Raw genomic sequence first — 22,567 nt, 5'->3', positions numbered from 1 at the left:
CGTGAAGCGCCAAGGGACCCCATGTACAAGCTCGTTTTGATCCGCCACGGAGAATCCACCTGGAACCTCGAGAACCGTTTCACCGGCTGGACCGATGTGGACCTGACCGACACTGGCGTGGAACAGGCCAAGAACGCAGGCCGTCTGCTCAAGGCAGAAGGCTATGACTTCGACCTGGCTTTCACCAGCATGCTCAAGCGCGCCACCCGCACGCTGTGGCACACCCTGGACGAGATGGACCGCACCTGGCTGCCGGTGGAACACAGCTGGCGCCTGAACGAGCGCCACTACGGCGGTCTGCAGGGTCTGAACAAGGCCGACATGGCCAAGCAGTACGGCGAAGCCCAGGTGCTGCAATGGCGCCGCAGCTACGACGTGCCGCCACCCGCCCTGGAAGCCACCGACCCCCGCAGCGAACGCGGCGACCGCCGCTACGCCGAGCTGCAGCCCGAGCAGATTCCGCTGACCGAGTGCCTGAAGGACACCGTGGCCCGCGTGGTGCCGTTCTGGAACGACGCCCTGGCCCCCGCCATCCTGGCTGGCAAGCGCGTGGTACTGGCTGCCCACGGCAACTCCATCCGTGCGCTAATCAAGTACCTGGACAATATTGCCGATGACGCCATCGTGGGCGTGAACGTGCCCAACGGAATCCCCTTGGTGTACGAGCTGGATGCCAACCTCAAGCCCATCCGCAGCTACTACCTGGGTGACGCCGAAGCCGCTGCCAAGGCCGCCGCTGCCGTGGCCGCCCAGGGCAAGGCCTGACGCGGGGCCGCACCACGCTCTAGGTATCTGCACCGGGTTCGGACCCCAGACCCCCAAAGGGCCAAGGCCCCCGGTGTATATTGCTGTGTCAAAGGTATGGATCTATGGGCCAAAAACTGAAAATTGCTGGATGGGTATCGGTGGGCGCACTGGCTGGTGCACTGACCACGGTATCGCTGCAGACCGTGGCGCGCGGCGCCATGACGCCGCTGCCGCTGGAAGAGATCCAGCAGCTGTCCGCAGTGTTCGGCATCGTCAAAACCGACTATGTCGAGCAGGTCGATGACAAGAAACTGATCACCGATGCCATCTCCGGCATGGTGGCCAGCCTGGATCCACACTCGCAGTACTTCGACAAGAAGTCCTTCAAGGAATTCCGCGAAGGCACGTCGGGCCGCTTTGTGGGCGTGGGCATCGAGATCACGCAGGAAGACGGTCTGATCAAGATCGTCTCCCCGATCGAAGGCTCCCCGGCCGACCGCGCCGGCCTGAAGACCAACGACCTGATCACCAAGATCGACGAAACCGCGGTCAAGGGCCTGTCGCTGAACGATGCGGTCAAGCGCATGCGTGGCGAGCCCAACACCAAGGTGACCTTGACCATTCTGCGCAAGGACGAGAGCCGCAGCTTCCCGGTGACCATCACGCGCGAAGAGATCAAGACCCAGTCCGTCAAGGGCAAGCTGATCGAGCCCGGTTACGGCTGGATCCGCCTGAGCCAGTTCCAGGAACGCACGGTGGACGACTTTGTGCGCAAGGTCGAAGAAATCTACAAGCAGGATCCCCAGCTCAAGGGCCTGGTGCTGGACCTGCGCAATGACCCGGGCGGTTTGCTGGATGCGGCCGTGGCGATTTCGTCTGCCTTCCTGCCCCAGGGCGTGACCGTGGTCAGCACCAACGGCCAGCTGCAGGAAAGCAAGGCCACCTTCAAGGCCGACCCCGAGTTCTACGCCCGCCGCGGCCAGGGTGATCCGCTGCAGCGCCTGCCCGCCGCACTGAAGAAGGTACCGCTGGTGGTGCTGGTCAACGAAGGCTCAGCTTCCGCCAGCGAAATCGTCGCCGGTGCGCTGCAGGACCACCACCGTGCCACCATCATGGGCAGCCAGACCTTCGGCAAGGGCTCGGTGCAGACCGTGCGCCCCCTGGGTCCGGACACCGGCCTGAAGCTGACCACAGCGCGCTACTACACGCCCAGCGGCAAATCCATCCAGGCCAAGGGTATCGTGCCCGATGTGATGGTGGACGAAACCGCCGAAGGCGATATGTATGCGGCACTGCGCATGCGCGAAGCCGATCTGGAAAAGCACCTGTCCAGCGGTCAGGGTGAGGAAGTCAAGGACGAAGCCCGCGAGAAGGCCCGTGAAGAAGCCCGCAAGCGCCTGGAAGAAGAGGCCAAGAAGCCGGCTTCCGAGCGCCGCCTGCCGGAGTTCGGCTCCGACAAGGACTTCCAGCTGCGCCAGGCGCTGAACCAGCTGCAAGGCAAGTCGGTGAAGGTCAGCAAGACCCTGACCGAGCGCCCCGCAGAAACCAAGGAAGAATGAGCACGGCAGGCTTCCCGCCTGCGCCGCTCACCCAAGCCGGGACGCCATGCTCCCGGCTTTTTCATTTCTCGCAACGATATGGGCCCACTGCCATGAATGACGATCAACTGCTGCGCTACTCACGCCACATCCTGCTGGATGAGGTCGGCATCGAAGGCCAGCAGCGCATTCTGGATGCCCACGCCCTGGTCATCGGTGCTGGCGGCCTGGGCTGCCCGGCCGCGCTGTTTCTGGCATCGGCCGGTGTCGGCGAGATCACGCTGGTGGACCACGACACCGTCGACCTGACCAATCTGCAGCGCCAGATCGGCCACACCACCGAACGGGTGGGCATGCCCAAGGTGGAGTCCCTGGCCGCCGCATTGCATGCACTGAATCCCGGCGTGAAAGTGCATTGCCTGCAACAGCGTGCCGATGACGCGCTGCTGGACCAGGCGGTGCCGCGCGCCAGCGTGGTGCTGGACTGCAGCGACAACTACCGCACGCGCCACGCCATCAACGCCGCCTGCATGCGCCACCGGGTTCCACTGGTGGCTGCAGCCGCGATCCGCTTTGACGGGCAGCTGAGTGTCTTTGACCCGCGCCAGCCCGACAGCCCCTGCTATGCCTGCCTGTTCCCCCCCGATGCCGAGTTTGAAGAGGTGCAATGCTCCACTATGGGCGTTTTTGCCCCGCTGGTCGGCGTGATGGGCAGCCTGCAGGCCACGGAAGCCCTCAAGCTGCTTTCCGGGGCCGGCACGCCCATGACGGGCCAGTTGCTGATGCTGGAGGGTCGCAGCATGGAATGGAGCCGGATGCGCGCGCACCGCAACACAGAATGCAAGGTATGTGGTTAAAAAATGTAGGATTCTGCCTACCCTTTTACATCTCAGAGGCTGGCAGAATGGTCCGTACAAAGTGCACACCGGCACTTGCCATGCCACCCTACCATGTCCGCATTGCGTCCCCCCACTTGATGGTTATCTACAGTGAAACTGCGCGCATACATCGTTGAAGACAACGCCACGATTCGCGAGAACCTGATCGAAACGCTCTCTGAGCTGGCCGATGTGGAGACCGTTGGTATTGCGGAAACCGAAGCCGAAGGCACGGCCTGGCTGTCCACCAATGGCCACCACTGGGATATCGCCATCGTGGATCTGTTCCTGCGCCAGGGCAGCGGCCTCGGCGTGTTGGCGGCCTGCCAGGAACGCTCTGCGCAGCAACGTATGGTGGTGCTCAGCAACTACGCCACGGCCGATGTCCGGGCGCGCTGCTCCCAGCTCGGCGTGGATGCGGTATTCGATAAATCCAATGAAATCGATGCGCTGGTCGATTACTGCACACAGCAAAGTGCCGCGGCATAAAACCCGCCCACAACCGCCCATAAAAAAGCTGCCTTCCGGCAGCTTTTTTTATGGGGCACAGCGTTCAATCGATGAGCTTGTTTTTCAACGCGTAGTAAGTCAGGTCGCTGTTGGAGGAGAGTGACATTTTCTCCATCAACCGCGTTCTGTACGTGCTTACAGTTTTTACACTTAGAGACAGTGACTTGGCAATATCGCCGGCTGTTTCTCCCTTGGCCAACTTCAGGAAAACCTGAAACTCACGCTCTGACAGCTGCTCATGGGGCGGCGCATCATCCTTGCGATTGAGTTGCTGCGCCAGAAGATCCGCCACCGTGGGCGTCAGATAGCGGCGACCCAGCGCAATCGTGCGAATGGCCTCTGCAATTTCCTTGGGATCACATTCCTTGTTGAGATAACCACTGGCACCCTGACGGATCAGATTGATCGCGTAATGCTCTTCGGGATAACCGCTCAGAATCAGAATTCCCATATCCGGAGCCTTGGCGCGCAACATGGCCAAGGCATCCAGGCCACTTTGCCCGGGCATGGACAAATCCATCAGCAATACATCAATTTCTTGCTCTCTCACCAGATCAATGGCTTCACGGCCATTCGAAGCCTCCCCCACCACCCGTAAATCCACATGTTCGGACAGGTATTGGCGTAAACCCTGACGAACAATCGCGTGGTCATCGACTATGCCTACTTTGATCATCGAATCTTTTCTCCTCTGAGTAAGGCACGCAGTCCGATTTCTGTCTCCAGAAACCAACTGGTCATTGCTAACGTACATCGCGTCTGAAGCAACTTGATTATGCAGAATAACTGCACCACACTCCTGACCGCAGGAGGATTTCGATGAAATGGTCCCAAATACGCCGAATGGCCATCAGCTTGCCGCTGGCCATGCTGGCAGCCATCGCCATGGTGGCGATCAATGAGGTTGGGTACCAGCGCTCCAACCAGGCGCTTGAAGCCATGGCGCACACCCAAAGCACGCGCAATGCCATCAACCATTTGATGCAGAACATGCTGGACGCAGAGACCGGGCTGAGGGGCTATCTGCTGACCAGTGACGAACGCTATCTGGAGCCCTACAACAAGGCCATCACATCGATCAACGGTGACATGGACCAGTTGCGCGAACTGTTCATCGATGAGCCCGATGACCTGACCATCTTCTCTCCCCTGTCCCGCCAGGTCTCCCGCAAGACGGCCGAGATGGAGCTGAGCCTGCGCCTGTTCCGCGAAGGAAATGAAGAAGCCTGGCGCTTCGTCATGTTCACGGACATGGGCAAGCAGAACATGGACGCCATCCGCAGCTACACCCGGCAGCTGACGGAGCGCAGCGACGCCCGTGCAGAGGCCAAACGCAGCGATGTCGAGAACGCGCTGTGGCTGTCCCGCCTGGGGATTGCCACCGTGACGGTGATCGGCCTGCTGGCGTTCTACATGTACCTGCGCCAGACCCACACCCTGGAAGATGTGCACAAGCGGGAACAGAAAATCCAGAGCGAGGAACGCAGCCGCCTGGAAGACCTGGTGCGCGAGCGCACCGCCACCCTGACCGAACTGGCCAACCACTTGCAGCAGGTACGCGAAGACGAACGCGGCCATCTGGCGCGCGAATTGCACGACGAACTGGGATCCTTGCTGACAGCGGCCAAGCTGGACGTGGCCCGCCTCAAATCCCGCATCGACATGACGGTGCCCGAAGTGGCGGACCGCATCATGCACCTGACGGAAACCCTCAACAGCGGCATCGCCCTCAAACGCCGCATCATCGAAGACCTGCGCCCGTCGTCCCTCTCCAACCTGGGCCTGACGACCTCATTGGAAATCCTGACCCGCGAATTCGCCCAGCGTTCCAACATCGAGGTGGAAAGCAGCCTGGAACAGGTGGAACTACCCGACGCCACGCAGCTGACGGTCTACCGCATCGTGCAGGAGTCGCTGACGAACATCGGCAAATACGCCAGTGCATCCCGGGTGGTGGTCAGCGTGCACAACTACCCCACCTATGTGGCGGTGCAGATTCAGGACAATGGCAACGGTTTTGACATGCACAGCGTGCGCCCCAACTCGCACGGTCTGGCCGGCATGCGCCACCGGGTGGAAGCCGCAGGCGGCCGCCTGACCGTCACCTCCGCACTGGGCGACGGCACCACCATCTCCGCGGTGATTCCCACGGCCCAGTCCTCGATTGCCGCCTGACACCCCGCCCCCCTGGCTCCCCATGGCTTGCTTCGGCAAGCCATTTTTTTTGTAGTCCTGGACTGACATGCCTGCCCCCTGTCGGCTGACACCGAGCCTTCTCCGGGACCGTCACCTCCCTGTTACAGCTGCCCCTACAGTGGTCCATCTGCCTTCCAACATTGGGAAGCGGGTTCACTCTTAGCGGAGAACGATATGCTGCACTACGCCATCGTCTGCTTGGTCATCGCCCTGATTGCCGCCGTATTCGGCTTTGGCGGCATTGCTGCCAGCGCAGTGGGCATTGCCAAGATTCTGTTCTATGTGTTCGTGATCATGGCCGTCATCACTTTTGTGCTCAGTCTTCTCAAAAAAGGATGAATGCTGCCCTCACCCTATAAAGGATCCATGACATGCCATTTTCTGAAGACACCCAAAAGCGCGTAGACCAGGCCGCAGATGCCACCCGGGATGCCGCCAAGGAAGCGGCCCACAGCGCCCAGGAATTTGCCGGCAACGTGGCCGACAGCGCTCGCGACGCCATGCGCAACACCCGTGCGGCGGCCAGCCATGCCTTTGACAAGGCCCAGGACGGTTTCAGTGCTGTGGAGCGCGAGCTCAGCCCTTCCATCGATGACTTCGCCGCCAAGGCACAGGCCATGGCGGAGCGCAGCATCCAGTTCTGCGCCGACAGCTCCGAACGTGCACGCCGCCAGTTCCAGCAGGCATCCGAAGCCACCACGCGCTATGTGGTGGAGCAGCCCGGAAAGTCCATCCTGCTGGCCGCCGCTGCGGGTGCCGCCGTCGCCGCACTGCTGATGGGCTCGCGCCGCCGCTGAGGCGGTGGCACACCACCGCCCCCATACCGTGGGTACTCGCCCTGAGGCGTCCACGGTGGCAACGGTCCCCTCACCTTCTTTTTCGTTCTCTCCCCCAACAGACCACATAAGGAGCTTCTATGCAGAAAACCACCCGTGCCATCACCTTGTCTGTCCTGATGGGCGCCGCCGTCCTGGTCACCACCGGCTGTGCCGTGGTCCGCGACCAGCAGAGCGTGGGTTCCTATGTCGATGACTCCGCCATCACCACGGCGGTGAAGGCCAAGATGGCCGAAGACAAGTCCGTGTCGGCCACCGCCATCAGTGTGGAGACCCTCAAGGGCACGGTGCAGCTGTCGGGCTTTGCCAAGAGCCAGGCCGAAAAAGACCGTGCGGAATCCATTGCACGCAACACCAAGAACGTCCGGGCCGTGCAAAACAGCATCGTGGTCCGTCCCTGACCCCCGCGCTGCGCTGCGGGCGCTCACCGCGCCTGCAGCGCAGCAGCACTTCCATGACGGGGGCCCCGAGCCCCCTGGTGCCGGCAAATGCTTGCGTTTGCCGGCATTTTTTTGGGGCTTTGCCATTCGGTAAGCTACACGCCATGCGCGCCTTCAATTGCGATCACTGCGGTCACCTGGTTTTCTTCGACAGCACATGCTGTGTGCACTGCGGCAGCACGCTGGCCTTTGTGCCCGAATGGCTGCGCATGGCGGCACTCACGCCGGCTCTGCCCACAGGTGCCGCCGCAGTGCCCGCCGTCCAGGCCCTGCCCACGGCTGCCCCTGCGGCCGAACTCTGGCAGGCCATGGATGCCGGCCACACGGGCTCCGGCCGCTGGCGGCTGTGCAGCAACCACACGGCCTACCAAGCGTGCAACTTTGCCGTGCCTGCGGACGATCCCCAGCCGCTGTGCATTTCCTGCCGGCAAACCCGCTGGCTGCCGGATCTGTCGGACCCCGCCAATCTGCGCCGCTGGAAAGTGATCGAAGACGCCAAGCGCCGGCTGTTCTACACCCTGGCCCGCTTGCACCTGACCCGCCTGGACGGCGTGGTGGCGCCCGAGTTCGAATTCCTGGCCGACCAACCCGGCCAGCCGGTGATGACCGGCCACCGCAGCGGCACCATTGTGCTGAACGTGGCCGAAGCCGATGACGACGAACGCACACGCCGCCGCATGGCACTGCATGAGCCCTACCGCACGCTGGTCGGCCATCTGCGCCATGAATCCGGGCATTTCTACTGGGATGTGCTGGTCCATGCCCAGCCGCACGCCCTGGAACAGTTCCGCGCCCTGTTTGGCGATGAGCGCCAGGACTATGGCCAGGCACTGCAGGCCCACTACCACGTGGGTCCTGCCGGCCCCTACGGCTGGGAGGAGCAGCATGTCAGCGCCTATGCCACCGCACACCCCTGGGAGGACTGGGCCGAAACCTGGGCCCACTATCTGCACATGGTGGATCTGATGGAAACCGCCGCCTGCTACCGCACGCAGCTGACCATCCCGGGAGAGCTGGGGCCGCACACCGTGCAGGACCCGTTCACACCGCAAGGCCGCAATTTCGACGCCATGCTGCGCGCCTGGGTGCCGCTGACCCTGCTGCTCAACAGCCTGAACCGCAGCCTGGGCCAGGACCATGCCTATCCGTTTGCCCTGTCCAGTGGTGCCATCACCAAGCTGCGCTTTGTGCACGACTTGCTCACGCCCTACCAGCCCGCCGCCCGCTGAGCGGCGCCCCCAAAACCAGCGACCAACGGCCAGACATCAGAGGGCATTCCGCCGCCCCCTGGCCGGTTTCAGGCGCGCCCCACCTTGGCCATCAATCGCGCCTGCACGCTGTCGGACACAAACTTGTCCACCTCACCGCCCAGCGAGGCAATCTCGCGCACAAAAGTGCTGCTGATGAACTGGTATTTGTCACCCGGCGTCAGGAACACGGTCTCCACCTCGGGCATCAGGTGGCGGTTCATCCCAGCCAGCTGAAATTCATAGTCGAAGTCGGTCACCGCACGCAGACCGCGCACCATGGCCTTGCCGCCCTTGGCCACGACAAAGTCGCGCACCAGGCCGGAGAAGCTCTCCACCGTGGCGTTGGGATACGGCGCCGCCGCCTCTCGCACCATCTCCAGGCGCTCTTCCAGCGTGAACAGCGTCTTCTTGTGGTGGCCCGCCGCCACCGCCACGATCACCCGGTCGAACAGCTGGCAGGCACGGCGCACCACGTCTTCGTGGCCCAGGGTGATGGGGTCGAAAGTGCCGGGGTAGACAGCAATCACCGGGGGATGGGACATGGACAGGCCTCCTTGTTCTGCAGGGTTGTCAAAAAAAGCAGCGCCATTATGCCGCTGCCCATCCGGCTGCCCTGTCCCCGGGAAGATGCCTGCGCACCATCAAAAAGAGGCCCCGCAGGACCTCTTGTGCAATCTGCCTGCGCGCAGCAGTGGCCGGCATCGGCATTACGCCGTTGCAGCCACCTCCGGGCGCTTGCGCAGCAAATGCGCATGCACCATGCCGGCTTTCAGGTAGCGGTGTACCTGCAGGCCGAAAGCCTCCAGCGCGGCGTCATCCCAGGCCGCAGGCGCTTCCAGGTAGACATAGCCATCGGCAGCGACCGCCTGGGCGGCCGCCTGCAGGGCGGGCTGGAACAAGGTGTCGGCGCCGAACGGCGGGTCGAGAAAGATGGCATGCCATTGACCGGGCGCCGCCTGCTTCAGCGCGGCCAGCGCATCACCACGCTGCACACGCACCGCCGTGGCCCCCAGTTGCTGTTGCAGCTGCTGGATCTGGCTGGTCAACGCCGCATCCTGCTCCACCATCCACACTTCGGCGGCGCCGCGCGAGGCAGCTTCCAGCCCGAGGGCGCCGGTACCGGCAAACGCGTCGATGCAGCGCCAGCCGCCCAGGTCCTGGCCCAGCCAGTTGAACAGGGTTTCGCGCACGCGGTCGGGCGTGGGGCGCAGCCCGGGCCGGGTGGCCACGGGCAGGCGCCGGCGGCGCCATGCGCCGCCGATGATGCGGATCTCACCACTGCCGGTGTTGCCCTGGCGCGGCGCCTTGTTGCCGCCCCCCTGCTTGGCGCGGGCCGCAGACGCCTTGGCGGCGTTCTTGACGGCAGCGCCTGCGGCCTCGGCCTCCTGCTGGGCTTTTTCCTGGCGGCGCTTGAGCTTGGCCTCCACGGCCAGGGCTTCGTCCAGGGTGCGATAACTGTTGCGGCTCACTTGTTCTTTTCTCCGAGCACCACGGTCACCATACGGTCCGGGTGCAGCACGCGCTGCACGGCAGCGCGGATGTCGTTCACGGTCAGGGCCTGAATGCGGTCGGTCCAGTGGTGCAGATAGTCCAGCGGCAGGCCGTTCCAGGCAATATTGGCCACATTGCCCAGCAGCTTGGCATTGCTGTCGATGCGCAGGGCGAAGCCACCGATCAGATTGTCCTTGGCTGCCTGCAACTCGGCTTCCGTGGGGCCTTCGGCGACGAACCGGGCCAGCACCTCGCGCGAGACCTTCAGCGCCTCTTCCGCCTGGTCAGGGCGCGTCTGCAGGCTGATGACAAAGGCACCGGCATGCAGGCCGGGCGCAAAGTCGCTGCTCACGCCATAGGTCAGGCCGCGCTTTTCGCGCACTTCTTCCATCAGACGCGAGACAAAGCCGCCACCGCCCAGGATGTGGTTGCCCACCAGCAGGGGCAGAAAGTCAGGGTCCTTGCGTGCAATGCCGGGCTGACCGATCAGCACCTGGGCCTGGGCCGACTGGAAGGGAATCTTTTCCTCCTCCGCCTTGCTCAAGGCCGGCACCTCTGCCACGGCGGGCAGGGGCTGGCAGCCCTTGCCGTCGTTGGCAGGCAGACGGGCCAGCAACTGCTGCACCAGGGTATCGGCCTGGGCACGGGTCACCGCCCCCACCACGCTGACCTTGGCACGGCAGGCCTGGAACGATCGCGCATGCAGGGCCTGCATGTCGCCCAGCTGGATATGGGCCAGCGTCTGCTCCGTGGTGCGCATGCCGTATGGGTGACCGCTGTACACCAGCTTGCCAAAGGCGCGGCCCGCCACCGTACCGGGGCGGGTGCTGCTTTCCTGGATGGCCGCGCTCCAGCGGGCGCGCTCGCGCTGCCACACCTCCTGCGGCCAGCTGGGCTGGGCCATCTGGCGCGAAGCCAGGTCCACCGAGCGGTTCAGCAGATCCGGCACCGTCAGGCTGCGCAGCGAATAGCTGAAGCTATCCTGCCCGGCGCCCGCGCCAAACGAGGCGCCCAGATCGGCCCAGGCTTCGCCCAGCCGGTTTTCGTCCAGCGCCGCCGCCTTGCCGTCGGCCTTGACGCCCTTGGAAGCCATCAGCGCCACTGCGGTGGCCAGACCGGACTTGTCCACCGGGTCGCGGCGGCTGCCGGCATCAAACGCCACCTGCACATCCACCATGGGAATGCTGGGACTTTCCACCAGCCAGACCTGGGCGCCGCTGGCCTGGGTCCAGTGCTGGATGGGCAGCAGTGCCCAGGCATTGCTCACGCCCAGACCCGCCAAGGTGCAGGCCGCATAGGCGCAGGCCGCAATGGTTTTCATCTTCTTCATGACCGAATCTCTCCTGGCGCTCAATGCAGATCGCCGCTGACAGGGGCGGCAGGGCGGGGCTTCTTGCCTGCCAGAGGCTGGGGCACCAGCACGCCCACGGTCAGCTGGTCATCGCCAAAATAGCGCCGCGCCACGGACTGCACCTGGTCGGCCGTCACGGCCATCAGCTGGCGCAGCACCTGGTCCTCGGCGTCCACGGGCATGCCCATGGTCCAGTAACTGCCCAGGCTTTGCGCCTGGGCGAAGACCGAGTCCCGCTCATACACATTCGAGGCCATCCACTGGGTCTTGACCCGCTCCAGCTCGGCCGCCTGCACACCGTCCTTGGCAATGCGCTGGATCTGGCCACGCAAGGCCTTTTCCACTTCCGCTGCCGTATGGCCCTTGGCCGGCACGCCGGTCAGCATGAACAGCGCCGGCCCACGGCCGAACACCGAAGCCGAGCTGCCGGCAGCATCGGCCACACGGCCCTTGCCCTGTACCAGGGCCCGCTCCAGGCGGGCTCCGTCGTAGCCGTCCAGCACGGCGGACAGCACCAGCAGTGCCAGTGCATCGCGGTCTTCGGCCGTGGGCTGGGCCAGGTTGCGGTAGGCCGGCGCACGGTAGGCCATGGCCACAAAGGCCTGCTCGGCCGGCTGCTTCACCTCGATGCGGCGCACGCCGATCTGCGCAGGCTCGGTGCGCGGCTTGCGTGTGGGCACGGCGCGGGCGGGAATCTGGCCGTAGGTGGCTTCCGCCCAGACCTTGACCTGGTCGGGATCGACATCTCCGGCGATCACGATGACGGCATTGGCCGGCACATACCAGGCTTTCTGGAACTGGCGCACATCGTCGGGCGTCATCGCGTCCAGATCGTCCATCCAGCCCACCACCGGGCGGCGGTAGGGCGAGGACTGGAACACGGTGGCCATCATCTGCTCCATCAGCACCGAGCGCGGCTGGTCTTCGGTGCGCATGCGGCGCTCCTCCTTGACCACCTCGATTTCCTTGGTGAACTCGGCATCCGGCCACTGGTTGCTGGCAAAGCGGTCAGCCTCCAGGGCCATCACCTCCTGCAGCTTGTTCGCCGGAATCTGCTGGTAGTACCCGGTGTAGTCACGGTTGGTGAAAGCGTTCTCACGCCCGCCCAGCGCGGCCACCTTGCGCGAGAAATCGCCCGGCGCCACCTTGGCCGAGCCCTTGAACATCATGTGCTCCACCACATGGGCCACGCCCGAAGTGCCATCCACCTCGTCCATGGAGCCCACCCGCACCCAGACCATGTTCACGGCCGTGGGAGCGCGCTTGTCCGGCTGCACGATCAGTTGCATGCCATTGGAGAGCTGGTACTGGCGCACGCTGGAAGCCGCGCCAGGGGCTGCGACGGCCCATTCGGCCAGCGAAGACGACACCGATGGTGTGGCCGGTGCATCCGCAGAACCGGCCTGCGCCAGTGCGGCACTTGCCACAAGTCCTAGGAGGGTAAGGGTACGTTTCATAGAATGGAGTGATTCTAAGAATCCACCAATGTTCAGTTTTTTCAAGAAAAAGCCCCCACACACCGAGTCTGCCGCTCCCGAAGCGGCGGATGTACGGCCCGATGCGCAGGCACCCCTGTCTGACGTGCCCGCCCCTGCCTTGCCCCAGCCGGCCACAGGTGAGCCCGCCAAAGGCGGCACCATGGGCTGGCTGCGCAACACCTTTGGCGGCGCCAAGGCGGATGCTACCCCGGCCGAAGCCGCGCCGTCGGATTTCTCCGTGCCTACCGTCGCCGAGCCCCAGGCCAAGCCCGAGGCTGCGGGCGAGCGCCAGGGCTGGATGGACCGCCTCAAGGCGGGCCTGCGCAAGACCGGCACCAGCATCACCACCGTCTTCACCGGCACGCGCATCGATGATGCCCTGTATGAAGAGCTGGAAGACGCGCTGCTGATGGCCGACACCGGCGTCAAGGCCACCCAGCATCTGCTGGAAGACCTCAAGCGCCGCGTCAAGGAAAGCAAGACCACCGAGCCGGCGGCCGTCAAAGGTCTGCTGGCCGAAGCGCTGACCGATCTGCTGGCCCCGCTGCAAAAACCGCTGACGATTGGCGAACACCAGCCCACCGTGCTGATGGTGACCGGCGTCAATGGCGCAGGCAAGACCACGTCGATCGGCAAGCTGACCAAGCACCTGGCCGACAACGGCCAGACCGTGCTGCTGGCAGCCGCCGACACCTTCCGCGCTGCGGCACGCGAACAGCTGGGCGTCTGGGCCACCCGCAACACGGTGGAAATCGTCAGCCAGGAAGGCGGCGATCCCGCAGCGGTCAGCTTTGACGCGGTCTCCGCCGGCAAGGCCCGCAAAAAGGATGTGGTGCTGGTCGACACCGCCGGCCGTCTGCCCACCCAGCTGCACCTGATGGAAGAGCTGAAAAAGATCAAGCGCGTGGTCAGCAAGGCCGATGGCACGGCCCCGCACGAGGTGCTGCTGGTGATCGACGGCAACACCGGCCAGAACGCGCTCAACCAGGTCAAGGCCTTTGACGAGGCCCTGGGCCTGACCGGCCTGATCGTGACCAAGCTGGACGGCACGGCCAAGGGCGGCGTGCTGGCGGCCATCGCCCAGGAAAAGCCGATTCCCGTCTACTTCATCGGTGTGGGCGAGAAGGTGGAAGACCTGGAAACCTTCAACGCCAGGGAATTTGCCCAGGCGCTGCTGGCCTGACGCAGGCTACACCCCTCTCTCCCCTCTGAGACCGAAAGCCCTGCCCCGCAGGGCTTTCTTGTTGGAGCACGGCCTGCACACCTGTGTCGGGCCCGTCCAGCGCAGGCCCGCTCTAGCGTTTGGCCTCCCGGACCGGCAGGGGGGCCTTCACATTCTGTGCCACCCACTGGCCGTAATCGTGCTGGGCCTGCTCACCGCGCAGCAGCAGCTGCGGCAGTTCATATGGGTGCTGGCTGCGCAGCCATTCCAGCAGTGGCTGCACCGCGTCCGGCACGGTCTTGAACACCAGGCGCCACTCGGGCGATGCCTGCAATGCCCCGTTCCACAAGTAGTGGGAAGTGATCTGGTCCACCTGCGCGCAGGCCGCCAGCTGCGCCTGCACCGCCCCCTGGGACAGGCGCTGTGCATCTTCGGCCGTGGGCACGGTCGTGGTCACCACGCTGACACCCCGAAAGGCAAAGCCCTTGGAGGGGCGGGTGGGGGGAATCTGGCTCATGCAACGCTCCGGCGGTTGGCAACAGGGGACGATGGTGCCCCACTGCGCGGCATTTGGGCATATTTTTTCCAAAGCTTGCACCACACCGCCCTGCGGCAGGAAGTGCACACTCAGCCGCCAGGGCCGCCACCCCTGCATTCCTGGCGCCCGCCATGGCATCTCGATCAAACAATGATTTACAAGGCTTTGCACCTGCCAGGCACTGGCGGCCTGAGCAGAACGTGACCAGCCTTCGTGGGCGCGTCATGGTTGCGTGCCTTCCTGCCCAGTGCACCACAGACCCCAGGTGGGTGGGCCAGACCCACGGCGGCGGCCATTTCCCCCGGTTCCTGGCCCCACCATATCTGGCCGCATACCGACTTCCCTCGCCGTGATGGCTGGGTGGCAGACCCCGGCGATGTGCCTGGACTTTTCCCTGCTAGCACCCAGGCGTGCTGGAACTGCTCGCCAGCAAGCTCACCAGATCAACCTCGCGTTCGGCCACCGCACCATGGATCACCCGCTGCTCCAGCTCGTCCAGGTGGGCCATGGCCACGGCCAATGCCTCATCACGTGCGCCACCCAGCAAGGCGTTGATGATCTCCTGGTGCTCGCGGGGCGCACATGCGGTCGCGGCCACGCTGTCAAACAAGGCCTTGTACAACTCCGTCGTGCGCACCAGGCGTTGCATGTACGACAGCAACTCATCGCTGCCCGCCATGTGTGCCAGCACCAGATGGAACTCACCGGCCAGCCGGATGGAGTCGGCGCGGCGCCCCTCCTCCATCGCCTGGTATTCCGCTTGTACATGGCGCTGCAGCGCCTCTGTCTGCGCCGCATTCAGCTGGCCGCACAGGCTGGTGACCAGACCCGCCTCGACAATGCGCCGGGCGCGGTAGATGCTGCGCATCTCCTCGACCGTCGGGTTGGGCACAAAGGCACCCCGGTTGTGCTCCAGCACCAGTCGCTTTTCAGCCCCCAAGCGGGTGAACACCTTGCGTACGGCACCACGGGTGCAACCCAGCGCCTCGGCCAGCGCCCGCTCGCGCAACGGCGTACCGGGACGCAGCTTGCCACTCAGCAGCGCCCGCGAAACCGCCTCATAGACACGTTCGTCCACACTGACGGTGTCGTCAGCTACAGGCTCTTCGCTGGGGATATGGGGAGCAAGGCGGCGGGAAGAGGCGGACATGGACAACACACAGACAACAGGCTTGAAATCTTAGCGGCACGGGCACCCCGCATTCAAGTCAGGCAGCCCGCCGTCGCCAAGCATCAGGGTTTACGCGCAATACCTGCACAAATATGGGTCGCATCTGAAATTTTGGTTAACCAAAATATAGAATTTGATTAACCATTGCATTGAACCAGCTCATGCCAATGGGGAGTGACAGGCCATATCAGCGGACGTTCTGCGTCGCCAGCCGGGCATTTGTCGGCCTGAGTCTTTTCTCTGCTCTCTAGAAAGTTTTCACCCATGGCGCAACTTCCCGCTTTTCCGCTCCAAGCCCTGGCGGCCCTGTCGCTGGCCGGTGCATCCGCCCTTGCCCACGCCGCGTGGCCTGACCGCCCCATCTCCCTGGTAGTGGGTTTCACTGCTGGCGGATCAGCCGACACGCTGGCGCGCACCATCGCCGAGCCGCTGGCCCGCCGCCTGGGCGTGCCGGTGATTGTGGACAACGTGGCCGGCGCTGGCGGCACCATCGCCACGCAGCGCGTGGTGCGCGCCAAACCGGACGGCAACACCATCATCCTGGCGTCCAACAGCGAAATCGTGCTGGCCCGCCACTTCAACAACGCCATTGCCTACGATGGCACCAAGGACCTGCGCCCGGTCACGCTGGTGGGCGTCATGCCCATGGTGCTGGTTGCCGGCCCCAAGGTGCCTGTCACCTCGGTCGAGGCCATGCTCGCGCGTGCCAAGACCCAGGCAGGTGCCGACACCTTTGCATCCTCCGGCATCGGCACGGCCTTGCACATTGCCGGTGAAATGCTGAACCAGCAGGCCAAGGTGTCGATACAGCACGTGCCCTACAAGGGCGGCGTCCCCATGCTGACCGACATCATCGGCGGCAATGTGGATTACGGCTACTTCATGGTGCCTTCGGTGCTGGCCTACCTCAAAGAGGGCAAGGTCAAGCCGCTGGGCACCACCTCGAAGACCAACTGCGAAGTCCTGCAGGGCATCCCCGCCATGTCGGCGAGCAAGGCCTTGCCCAACTATGACTTCGGCGTATGGACCGGTATCTTCGCCCCCAAGGGGGTAGCGGACACGGTGGTGACACGCCTGAACACCGAGATCAATGCGGTGATGCGCGAACCCCAGGTCCTCAGAATGCTCGACCAGGCGTGCATTGGCCAATCGGGCGGTACGCCCGCTGACTTCGCCAAGCTGATCCAGACAGACGCCCAAAAGATGCGCCAGATCGCCACGCCCGACATCGGCGCCGTGCGATAGGCTCCATCACCACAGGAAACATTCCACGTGAGCACTTCCAGCCTTTTACTGCAGAACGTTCGCCCCATGGGCGGGCCAGCCTGCGACCTGTTGATCGAGCAAGGCCGTATCGCGGCCATGGGCACCTCGCTGCCCCTCCCGGAAGGTGCTGAGCGCATCGATGGCGGGGGTCAGTTGCTGCTGCCCGGCCTGGTCGAATCCCACACCCACCTGGACAAGACACTCTGGGGCCAGGACTGGTACGTCAACGAGGTGGGCAACCAATTGGTCGACAAGATCAACAACGAGCGCGCCTACCGTGCCCAAGCCCGGCACGACAGCGCAAGCCAGTCGCTGCGCATGGCACGCGAGTTTCTCGCGTTGGGCACCACGCGCATCCGCAGCCACGCCGACGTGGATACGGACATTGGCACCAAGCATGTGGCGGGCCTGCTGCAGACCCGCGCGGACATGGCGCCCTGGCAGGATATTCAGGTGGTGGCGTTCCCGCAGTCGGGCCTGCTGCAGCGCAAAGGCACGGCACAGCTGCTGGATGAGTCCCTGGCCATGGGGGCCGACGTGCTGGGTGGTCTGGACCCCTGCGCCATCGACCTGGACCCGGCGCAGTCGCTGAACGTGCTGTTCGAGATCGCCGAGCGCCACAACAAACCGCTCGACATCCACCTGCACGAACCCGGTGACATGGGAGCCTTCTCGCTCCAGCTGATTTTGGACCGTACCGAAGCCCACGGCCTGCACAACAAGGTGGTGATCAGCCACGGCTTCTGTCTGGGCGATGTGAACGATGCCCAGCGCAGCACGCTGCTGGCGCGCATGGCCAGGTTGGGCGTGTCGCTGGTCACCAGTGCGCCGCCTTCGCGCAGCGTGCCGCCGCTGGGCGCCTGCCAGCGCGCGGGCGTGCCCATGGCCGGCGGCAACGACGGTATCCGCGATACCTGGTCGCCCTACGGCCGCCCTGACATGCTGGAACGCGCCATGTTCATCGGCATGCGCTACAACTTGCGCCGCGACGATGAAGTGGAACAAGCCCTGCACTGCGTCACCCACGCAGGGGCCGAGGTCTGTGGCTTTGCCGACTATGGCCTCACACCCGGAAGGCAGGCCGACCTGGTGCTGGTGCCGGCGCAAACGCCCGCCCACGCCGTAGCCGCCCGCCCCGTCCGCTCCCTGGTGATTGCCCACGGTCGGATCGTGGCCCGCGAGGGCACCTTGCTGCTGGAATAACCGCAACAAGAAGCGCTGTACCCGCTGACGAGCTTCTGTGGCTTCCGCCCCTTATAGCGCACAGCAATAGCAAGCACTCGCATCCACCCAGAACCCTTGGACAGATAGACCTCCCCGGTCTGTCTGTTGCACAGCAGAGGCTGGTGCTACGAGACCGGCAGCAGCCGGAGCGCAGAAACCGCTGGCACAGACGGCCAGATGCCATGGCGGTTCGCGGCAGGGGTCGAGGGCCGATGACTCCCCGCCGCACGGCACATGGGCATATTTTCCCCAGGGGTTTCACCACAACGCCCTGCGACAGGAAGTGCACACTCAGCCGCCAGGGCCGCCGCCCCGGCATTCCAGCTTCCCGCCATGAAATCTTGATAAAACAATGATTTACAAGGCTTTATACGTGCCACGCACTGGCGCCTTCCAAATCCAGTACAAACCCTGTGACGGTGTACGAAGCCTGCGACAACTTGTCACGAACCCTGGCCCTACATCGCGGGAACTTATGCCTTAGCACTCAGTCATAGAGAGTGCTAATATGGATTTATGGAAGAAAGGATCAATGCAATGACTACACAGACGGGCACCCTCACGGCTGCGACGGCTCTGGCACCTGCGAATCCTTGGGCTCTGGTGCCGCCGCTGGGCAATCTGGATGCTTACATCTCCGCTGTAAACCGCCTGCCCATGCTCACCCAGGAGGAAGAGCAGGACTATGCGCGCAAACTCAAAGAACACAACGATCTGGATGCCGCCGGGCGCCTGATCATGTCCCATCTGCGCCTGGTGGTTTCCATCTCGCGCCAGTACATGGGCTATGGCCTGCCCCACAGCGACCTGATCCAGGAAGGCAATGTGGGCCTGATGAAGGCGGTCAAGCGTTTCGACCCCGACCAGAACGTGCGTCTGGTCAGCTACGCCATGCACTGGATCAAGGCCGAGATCCACGAGTACATCCTGAAGAACTGGCGCATGGTGAAGGTGGCCACCACCAAGGCCCAGCGCAAGCTGTTCTTCAACCTGCGCTCGATGAAGCAGGAGCTCAAGGCCGATGCCGCCATTGAAACCGGCGACAACACCTTCCGCGACACCTTGACTGCACAGGAGATCGACTCCGTCGCCGCCAAGCTGAACGTCAAGCGCGAGGAAGTGATGGAGATGGAAACCCGCCTGTCGGGGGGTGACGTGCTGCTGGACCCTTCGCCCAGTGACGACGATGACAAGGCTTTCGGCCCCATCTCTTACCTGACCGACGGCGCCCACGAGCCCACGGCCATGATCGAATCGCGCCAGCGCGATGTGATGGCCACCGACGGCATTGCCCAGGCGCTGGAAGCGCTGGACGACCGCAGCCGCCACATTGTGGAAGAGCGCTGGCTGAAGGTGAACGATGACGGCTCCGGCGGCATGACGCTGCATGAGCTGGCAGCCGTGTACGGCGTGAGTGCCGAACGCATCCGCCAGATCGAAGTGGCCGCCATGAAGAAAATGAAGAAGGCGCTGGCCGAGTTTGCATAAACCTGGCCCAAACCGCACAGTGCCACACAGGCACTGCGCCCATGGCTGCCCTGCAACCTCCTGAAACCCGGATAATTTCCGGGTTTTTTATTGCCTGCCGTCACCGCCATCCGCGCAGGCAGCTATCACTTTTGCATTGGGAGAAGCCATGACCGAATCCACCCGCTCCACGCTGTGCCGCCGCAGCCTGATGAGCCTGGCCTGCGCGGCCGCCCTGGGCTGCAGCGTGGGTGCGGTCCAGGCCGAGCAGTGGCCCAGCAAGCCCTTGCACCTGATCGTGGGCTTCCCTGCGGGCTCCTCCCCCGATCTGACCGCCCGTGCGCTGGCCGAGCCGCTGGAAAAAGCCCTGGGCCAGACCATCATTGTGGAAAACAAGGTGGGCGCGGGCGGCAACATCGCCGCCGAAGCCGTGGCCAAGGCCACGGACGGCCACACGTTCAGCGTGATGATCAACGGCAATATGACCATTGCCAAGCTGCTGAACCCGGCCGTGCGCTACGACCCGGTGAAGGACCTGCAGCCCGTCAGCCTGATCGGCGTGGCGCCGCTGGTGCTGGCGGCGCCGGCCAACGCCCCGGAAGGCAAGGCCTTCTTCGCAGCCGGTGCCGCTGCCGGCAGCAAGTGGAGCTATGGCTCGCCCGGCGTGGGCACCGTGGGCCACCTGGGCATGGAACTGCTCAAGAGCCGCTCCGCGCTGCGGCCCGAACATGTGCCTTACGCGGGCTACCCCCAGGTGTACCAAGGCCTGCAGGGCGGCGATCTGCAGCTGTCCATGCTGCCGCCCGCGCTGGCCATGCAGCAGATCCAGGCCGGCAAGCTGCGCGGCATTGGCGTGACCTCCGCGGCCCGCAGCCCGCTGGCCCCCGGCCTGCCCAGCCTGAAGGAGCTGGGCGTGCAGAACTTTGACCTGGAAATCTGGAACGCTGTGGCCGCCCCCAAGGCCATGCCCCGCGCCCATGTGGACAAGCTGGCAGCCGCCGTCAGCGCCATCGTGCGCACCCCGGACATGCGTGCCAAGCTGGCCGTCCAGGGCTGGCAGGTGGTCGGCAGCAGCCCGGAAGGCCTGTCCAACCGCATCCAGCAGGATGTGAAAGCCCTGGGCACCATCATCCGTGAGCAGGGCATTCGCGGGCAGTGAGCGCGGCGCGGCCCCACGGCCTGCCCGCCAGGGGCTATCACCCGACAAAAAGGAGGCCCAGGCCTCCTTTTTTCACGCCATGCGTCCGGGAACCGGGCCTGCGGCCTTGCAGGCCATGGCCGCTGCCCGCGCCCTGGTCAGGCCGCCTCCAGGGCCCGGACTTCCAGGGTCTGCAGCGCCTGCCGCTGACGGGGAATGAACACCGCCGCTGCGCCGTGCAGGCGCTGGGCCTGTAGCGCCAGCACATCGCTGAGCTGGGCGCTTTCCTCGGCCATGCCGCGGTTCTGCTCGCTCAGGTCGCGCAAATGGGCCACGGCGTCGCTGATCTGCGCGCTGCCGGCCGCCTGCACATGGGTTTGCTCCAGAATGCGCCCCATGGACTGGGCCAGGCCATCGATGCCTTCCACCACCGAGTGCATGGTGATGCGCGCCGTCTGGGCGGCGGCGTGGCCCTGCTCCACTTGCTGGCGCGAGCCCTGGATCAGGTTCTTGATGTCGCGCGCGGCCTGGGCACTTTGCTGCGACAGCTGGCGCACCTCCGCCGCCACCACGGCAAAGCCTTTGCCATGCTCGCCCGCCCGCGCGGCTTCCACCGCCGCATTCAGCGCCAGCAGATTGGTCTGGAAGGCAATGCCATCGATCATGCCCACGATGTCGGCCACCTTTTTGCTGGAGGTGTCGATTCCCTGCATGGCCTGCACCAGCTGGTCCACACAGGTTTGGCCCTGGCTCACACCCTGCACGCCTTCGCGCGCCTGCACCATGGCGGATTCGGCCAGGCCCTGGGTGCCGGAAATCGTCTGTCCCAGCTGCGCCAGCGCCTGTGCCGCCTGTTCCAGATCGGTCGACGCCTGCTGGGTGCGCTGCGCCAGCCGCACATTGCCGGTCTGCAAGGCCCCGGCGCACGCGCTGACCTGCTCGGCCTTGCCTTCGATGTCGCTGACCAGGGAACGCATGTTCAGCCCCGCCTGCTCCACACTGCGCATCAGGCTGCCGACCTCATCGCGCCGGTTCAGGAACAGCGACTGCGCGCTTTCCCCGCTGGCCACCTGGCGCGCCTGGCGCAGCACGGCATGCAGCGGCCAGACCAGGTGGCGCCCCATCCACAGCAAGCCGCCGAACGCGCATCCGGCCCAGCCCAGGGCCATGGCCAGCAGCATGGTGTGGTCCACGCCCAGGGCGGCCGCCAGGCCCAGCGCCACGGCCCACAGCAGCATGGCCCCGGCTCCGGTGTAGAGCTTGGTGGTGACCGACACAAAGTGCAAACGGCTCCACCAGGCGCGCCAGCCCTGGGGGAACACATAGCCTCGGCGCACCTGCAACTGGTGGTTGCCGCTGTTGAGCAGGTCGTACAGCGCCTGCTGGGCCTGGGTTTCCTGCGCCGTGGGCTTGGTGCGCACCGACAGATAGCCCATCGTCTTACCGCCCGCCTGGATGGGGCTGGCATTGGCCCGCACCCAGTAGAAATCACCGTTCTTGCAGCGGTTCTTGACCACGGCCGTCCAGCTGGCGCCATGCTTCAAGGTATTCCACATGTCGGCGAACAGAATGGCCGGGGTATCCGGGTGGCGGATGATGTTGTGGGGCTGCTGCTGCAGCTCCTCGAAGCTGTAGCCGCAGGTGTTCAAAAAGGCATCATTGGCATAGATGATGTTGCCTTTGAGATCCGTGGCAGACAGCAGCGTATCGCCGTCCTGCAACTGGTGCTCTACGGCGGTGACCGGCAGATTGATGCGCATAAACCCCCTTCGCTTGTGTGCTTTGCGGGTGGATGCGGCGCTCCCGGCACTCCACCGAAGAGGTGCAATATGCGGAGCCGTCCCCGGGGCCCGGTTGATAAAAATCAACACCACCCCGCAACGCAT

22 protein-coding genes are annotated in these 22,567 nt (G+C 64.5%); 14 read left to right on the top strand and 8 right to left on the bottom strand.

Annotation, left to right across the window (positions count from 1 at the left end):
• Positions 1 to 21: 21 nt before the first annotated feature.
• The 4 genes from gpmA to QM470_RS19490 all read left to right on the top strand — a co-directional run bounded on the left by gpmA (position 22) and on the right by QM470_RS19490 (position 3,652).
• A complete protein-coding gene (gene gpmA / locus QM470_RS19505; RefSeq protein WP_066539430.1) occupies positions 22 to 765 on the top strand; it encodes a 2,3-diphosphoglycerate-dependent phosphoglycerate mutase in 744 nt (247 codons plus the stop codon).
• A gap of 104 nt (positions 766 to 869) precedes the next feature.
• Positions 870 to 2,306, top strand: coding sequence for a S41 family peptidase (locus QM470_RS19500; protein ID WP_066539431.1), 1,437 nt, complete (start codon positions 870 to 872; stop codon positions 2,304 to 2,306).
• 92 nt (positions 2,307 to 2,398) lie between these two features.
• The gene (locus tag QM470_RS19495) at positions 2,399 to 3,142 is read left to right on the top strand and encodes a HesA/MoeB/ThiF family protein (RefSeq protein WP_280012864.1); all 744 of its coding nucleotides are present in this window, start codon (positions 2,399 to 2,401) and stop codon (positions 3,140 to 3,142) included.
• 132 nt (positions 3,143 to 3,274) lie between these two features.
• Positions 3,275 to 3,652, top strand: coding sequence for a response regulator (locus QM470_RS19490; protein ID WP_066539435.1), 378 nt, complete (start codon positions 3,275 to 3,277; stop codon positions 3,650 to 3,652).
• Positions 3,653 to 3,716: 64 nt separating this feature from the next.
• Here QM470_RS19490 and QM470_RS19485 read toward each other — a convergent pair whose 3' ends face one another.
• A complete protein-coding gene (locus QM470_RS19485) occupies positions 3,717 to 4,349 on the bottom strand; it encodes a response regulator (protein ID WP_066539560.1) in 633 nt (210 codons plus the stop codon).
• A 143-nt stretch (positions 4,350 to 4,492) separates the two neighbouring features.
• Between QM470_RS19485 and QM470_RS19480 the strand changes: the two genes are divergently transcribed.
• The 5 genes from QM470_RS19480 (at position 4,493) to QM470_RS19460 (ending at position 8,374) form a co-directional block, all read left to right on the top strand.
• Positions 4,493 to 5,848, top strand: a complete 1,356-nt coding sequence (locus QM470_RS19480) for a CHASE3 domain-containing protein (protein ID WP_066539437.1) — start codon at positions 4,493 to 4,495, stop codon at positions 5,846 to 5,848.
• A gap of 195 nt (positions 5,849 to 6,043) precedes the next feature.
• The gene (locus QM470_RS19475) at positions 6,044 to 6,208 is read left to right on the top strand and encodes a DUF1328 domain-containing protein (RefSeq protein WP_083520533.1); all 165 of its coding nucleotides are present in this window, start codon (positions 6,044 to 6,046) and stop codon (positions 6,206 to 6,208) included.
• Positions 6,209 to 6,240: 32 nt separating this feature from the next.
• Positions 6,241 to 6,666, top strand: coding sequence for a hypothetical protein (locus QM470_RS19470; protein WP_225608758.1), 426 nt, complete (start codon positions 6,241 to 6,243; stop codon positions 6,664 to 6,666).
• 119 nt (positions 6,667 to 6,785) lie between these two features.
• Positions 6,786 to 7,106 carry a BON domain-containing protein gene (locus QM470_RS19465; RefSeq protein ID WP_066539439.1) on the top strand — a complete coding sequence of 107 codons (321 nt, stop codon included), beginning with the start codon at positions 6,786 to 6,788 and terminating at the stop codon, positions 7,104 to 7,106.
• A 143-nt stretch (positions 7,107 to 7,249) separates the two neighbouring features.
• Positions 7,250 to 8,374 (top strand): zinc-binding metallopeptidase family protein, encoded by a 1,125-nt coding sequence (locus tag QM470_RS19460; RefSeq protein WP_283340408.1) that lies wholly within the window; start codon positions 7,250 to 7,252, stop codon positions 8,372 to 8,374.
• Positions 8,375 to 8,442: 68 nt separating this feature from the next.
• On the opposite strand, the gene coaD is transcribed toward QM470_RS19460, so the two are convergent.
• The 4 genes from coaD to QM470_RS19440 all read right to left on the bottom strand — a co-directional run bounded on the left by coaD (position 8,443) and on the right by QM470_RS19440 (position 12,694).
• Entirely contained in the window at positions 8,443 to 8,937 is a 495-nt protein-coding gene (gene coaD / locus QM470_RS19455) for a pantetheine-phosphate adenylyltransferase (RefSeq protein ID WP_280024056.1), read from the bottom strand.
• 165 nt (positions 8,938 to 9,102) lie between these two features.
• Positions 9,103 to 9,864: a 16S rRNA (guanine(966)-N(2))-methyltransferase RsmD gene (rsmD, locus tag QM470_RS19450; RefSeq protein ID WP_283340407.1), complete on the bottom strand. Its 762-nt coding sequence runs from the start codon at positions 9,862 to 9,864 to the stop codon at positions 9,103 to 9,105.
• On the bottom strand, positions 9,861 to 11,216 hold the full coding sequence (locus QM470_RS19445; RefSeq protein WP_502846861.1) for a M16 family metallopeptidase: 1,356 nt from the start codon (positions 11,214 to 11,216) through the stop codon (positions 9,861 to 9,863). The genes rsmD and QM470_RS19445 overlap by 4 nt, the downstream gene beginning before the upstream one ends.
• Before the next feature lie 20 nt (positions 11,217 to 11,236).
• Positions 11,237 to 12,694 carry a M16 family metallopeptidase gene (locus QM470_RS19440; RefSeq protein WP_283340406.1) on the bottom strand — a complete coding sequence of 486 codons (1,458 nt, stop codon included), beginning with the start codon at positions 12,692 to 12,694 and terminating at the stop codon, positions 11,237 to 11,239.
• A gap of 28 nt (positions 12,695 to 12,722) precedes the next feature.
• Between QM470_RS19440 and ftsY the strand changes: the two genes are divergently transcribed.
• Complete coding sequence (gene ftsY / locus QM470_RS19435) at positions 12,723 to 13,898, top strand: signal recognition particle-docking protein FtsY (RefSeq protein ID WP_283340405.1); 1,176 nt, start codon at positions 12,723 to 12,725, stop codon at positions 13,896 to 13,898.
• Between the two features lie 112 nt (positions 13,899 to 14,010).
• Here ftsY and cutA read toward each other — a convergent pair whose 3' ends face one another.
• Both cutA and QM470_RS19425 read right to left on the bottom strand, forming a co-directional pair.
• Complete coding sequence (gene cutA / locus QM470_RS19430; RefSeq protein WP_218332767.1) at positions 14,011 to 14,394, bottom strand: divalent-cation tolerance protein CutA; 384 nt, start codon at positions 14,392 to 14,394, stop codon at positions 14,011 to 14,013.
• A gap of 418 nt (positions 14,395 to 14,812) precedes the next feature.
• Positions 14,813 to 15,565 (bottom strand): GntR family transcriptional regulator, encoded by a 753-nt coding sequence (locus QM470_RS19425; RefSeq protein WP_283340404.1) that lies wholly within the window; start codon positions 15,563 to 15,565, stop codon positions 14,813 to 14,815.
• A gap of 285 nt (positions 15,566 to 15,850) precedes the next feature.
• Here QM470_RS19425 and QM470_RS19420 point away from each other — a divergent pair, with 285 nt between their 5' ends.
• The 4 genes from QM470_RS19420 to QM470_RS19405 all read left to right on the top strand — a co-directional run bounded on the left by QM470_RS19420 (position 15,851) and on the right by QM470_RS19405 (position 20,702).
• On the top strand, positions 15,851 to 16,831 hold the full coding sequence (locus QM470_RS19420; protein ID WP_283340403.1) for a Bug family tripartite tricarboxylate transporter substrate binding protein: 981 nt from the start codon (positions 15,851 to 15,853) through the stop codon (positions 16,829 to 16,831).
• Positions 16,832 to 16,858: 27 nt separating this feature from the next.
• On the top strand, positions 16,859 to 18,055 hold the full coding sequence (locus tag QM470_RS19415) for an amidohydrolase family protein (protein WP_283340402.1): 1,197 nt from the start codon (positions 16,859 to 16,861) through the stop codon (positions 18,053 to 18,055).
• A gap of 558 nt (positions 18,056 to 18,613) precedes the next feature.
• Positions 18,614 to 19,564, top strand: a complete 951-nt coding sequence (rpoH, locus tag QM470_RS19410; RefSeq protein WP_218332771.1) for an RNA polymerase sigma factor RpoH — start codon at positions 18,614 to 18,616, stop codon at positions 19,562 to 19,564.
• Between the two features lie 148 nt (positions 19,565 to 19,712).
• Complete coding sequence (locus QM470_RS19405; RefSeq protein WP_376750743.1) at positions 19,713 to 20,702, top strand: Bug family tripartite tricarboxylate transporter substrate binding protein; 990 nt, start codon at positions 19,713 to 19,715, stop codon at positions 20,700 to 20,702.
• Positions 20,703 to 20,839: 137 nt separating this feature from the next.
• Here the strand turns inward: QM470_RS19405 and QM470_RS19400 are convergent, their stop codons facing one another.
• Positions 20,840 to 22,441, bottom strand: a complete 1,602-nt coding sequence (locus QM470_RS19400; RefSeq protein WP_283340401.1) for a methyl-accepting chemotaxis protein — start codon at positions 22,439 to 22,441, stop codon at positions 20,840 to 20,842.
• Positions 22,442 to 22,567: the final 126 nt, after the last annotated feature.

Origin of the sequence: Comamonas sp. 17RB, assembly GCF_030056555.1 — a bacterium.
Taxonomy (GTDB): Bacteria; Pseudomonadota; Gammaproteobacteria; order Burkholderiales; family Burkholderiaceae_C; genus Comamonas; species Comamonas terrigena.
This window is presented reverse-complemented; position numbering and strand designations above follow the sequence as displayed.

Coding starts and splice junctions, on each gene's coding strand:
- gpmA (WP_066539430.1), top strand. CDS start 22: ATGTACAAGCTCGTTTTGATCCGCCACGGAGAATCCACCTGGAACCTC.
- QM470_RS19500 (WP_066539431.1), top strand. CDS start 870: ATGGGCCAAAAACTGAAAATTGCTGGATGGGTATCGGTGGGCGCACTG.
- QM470_RS19495 (WP_280012864.1), top strand. CDS start 2,399: ATGAATGACGATCAACTGCTGCGCTACTCACGCCACATCCTGCTGGAT.
- QM470_RS19485 (WP_066539560.1), bottom strand. CDS start 4,349: ATGATCAAAGTAGGCATAGTCGATGACCACGCGATTGTTCGTCAGGGT.
- QM470_RS19480 (WP_066539437.1), top strand. CDS start 4,493: ATGAAATGGTCCCAAATACGCCGAATGGCCATCAGCTTGCCGCTGGCC.
- QM470_RS19475 (WP_083520533.1), top strand. CDS start 6,044: ATGCTGCACTACGCCATCGTCTGCTTGGTCATCGCCCTGATTGCCGCC.
- QM470_RS19470 (WP_225608758.1), top strand. CDS start 6,241: ATGCCATTTTCTGAAGACACCCAAAAGCGCGTAGACCAGGCCGCAGAT.
- QM470_RS19465 (WP_066539439.1), top strand. CDS start 6,786: ATGCAGAAAACCACCCGTGCCATCACCTTGTCTGTCCTGATGGGCGCC.
- QM470_RS19460 (WP_283340408.1), top strand. CDS start 7,250: ATGCGCGCCTTCAATTGCGATCACTGCGGTCACCTGGTTTTCTTCGAC.
- coaD (WP_280024056.1), bottom strand. CDS start 8,937: ATGTCCCATCCCCCGGTGATTGCTGTCTACCCCGGCACTTTCGACCCC.
- QM470_RS19445 (WP_502846861.1), bottom strand. CDS start 11,216: ATGAAGAAGATGAAAACCATTGCGGCCTGCGCCTATGCGGCCTGCACC.
- QM470_RS19440 (WP_283340406.1), bottom strand. CDS start 12,694: ATGAAACGTACCCTTACCCTCCTAGGACTTGTGGCAAGTGCCGCACTG.
- ftsY (WP_283340405.1), top strand. CDS start 12,723: ATGTTCAGTTTTTTCAAGAAAAAGCCCCCACACACCGAGTCTGCCGCT.
- cutA (WP_218332767.1), bottom strand. CDS start 14,394: ATGAGCCAGATTCCCCCCACCCGCCCCTCCAAGGGCTTTGCCTTTCGG.
- QM470_RS19425 (WP_283340404.1), bottom strand. CDS start 15,565: ATGTCCGCCTCTTCCCGCCGCCTTGCTCCCCATATCCCCAGCGAAGAG.
- QM470_RS19420 (WP_283340403.1), top strand. CDS start 15,851: ATGGCGCAACTTCCCGCTTTTCCGCTCCAAGCCCTGGCGGCCCTGTCG.
- rpoH (WP_218332771.1), top strand. CDS start 18,614: ATGACTACACAGACGGGCACCCTCACGGCTGCGACGGCTCTGGCACCT.
- QM470_RS19405 (WP_376750743.1), top strand. CDS start 19,713: ATGACCGAATCCACCCGCTCCACGCTGTGCCGCCGCAGCCTGATGAGC.
- QM470_RS19400 (WP_283340401.1), bottom strand. CDS start 22,441: ATGCGCATCAATCTGCCGGTCACCGCCGTAGAGCACCAGTTGCAGGAC.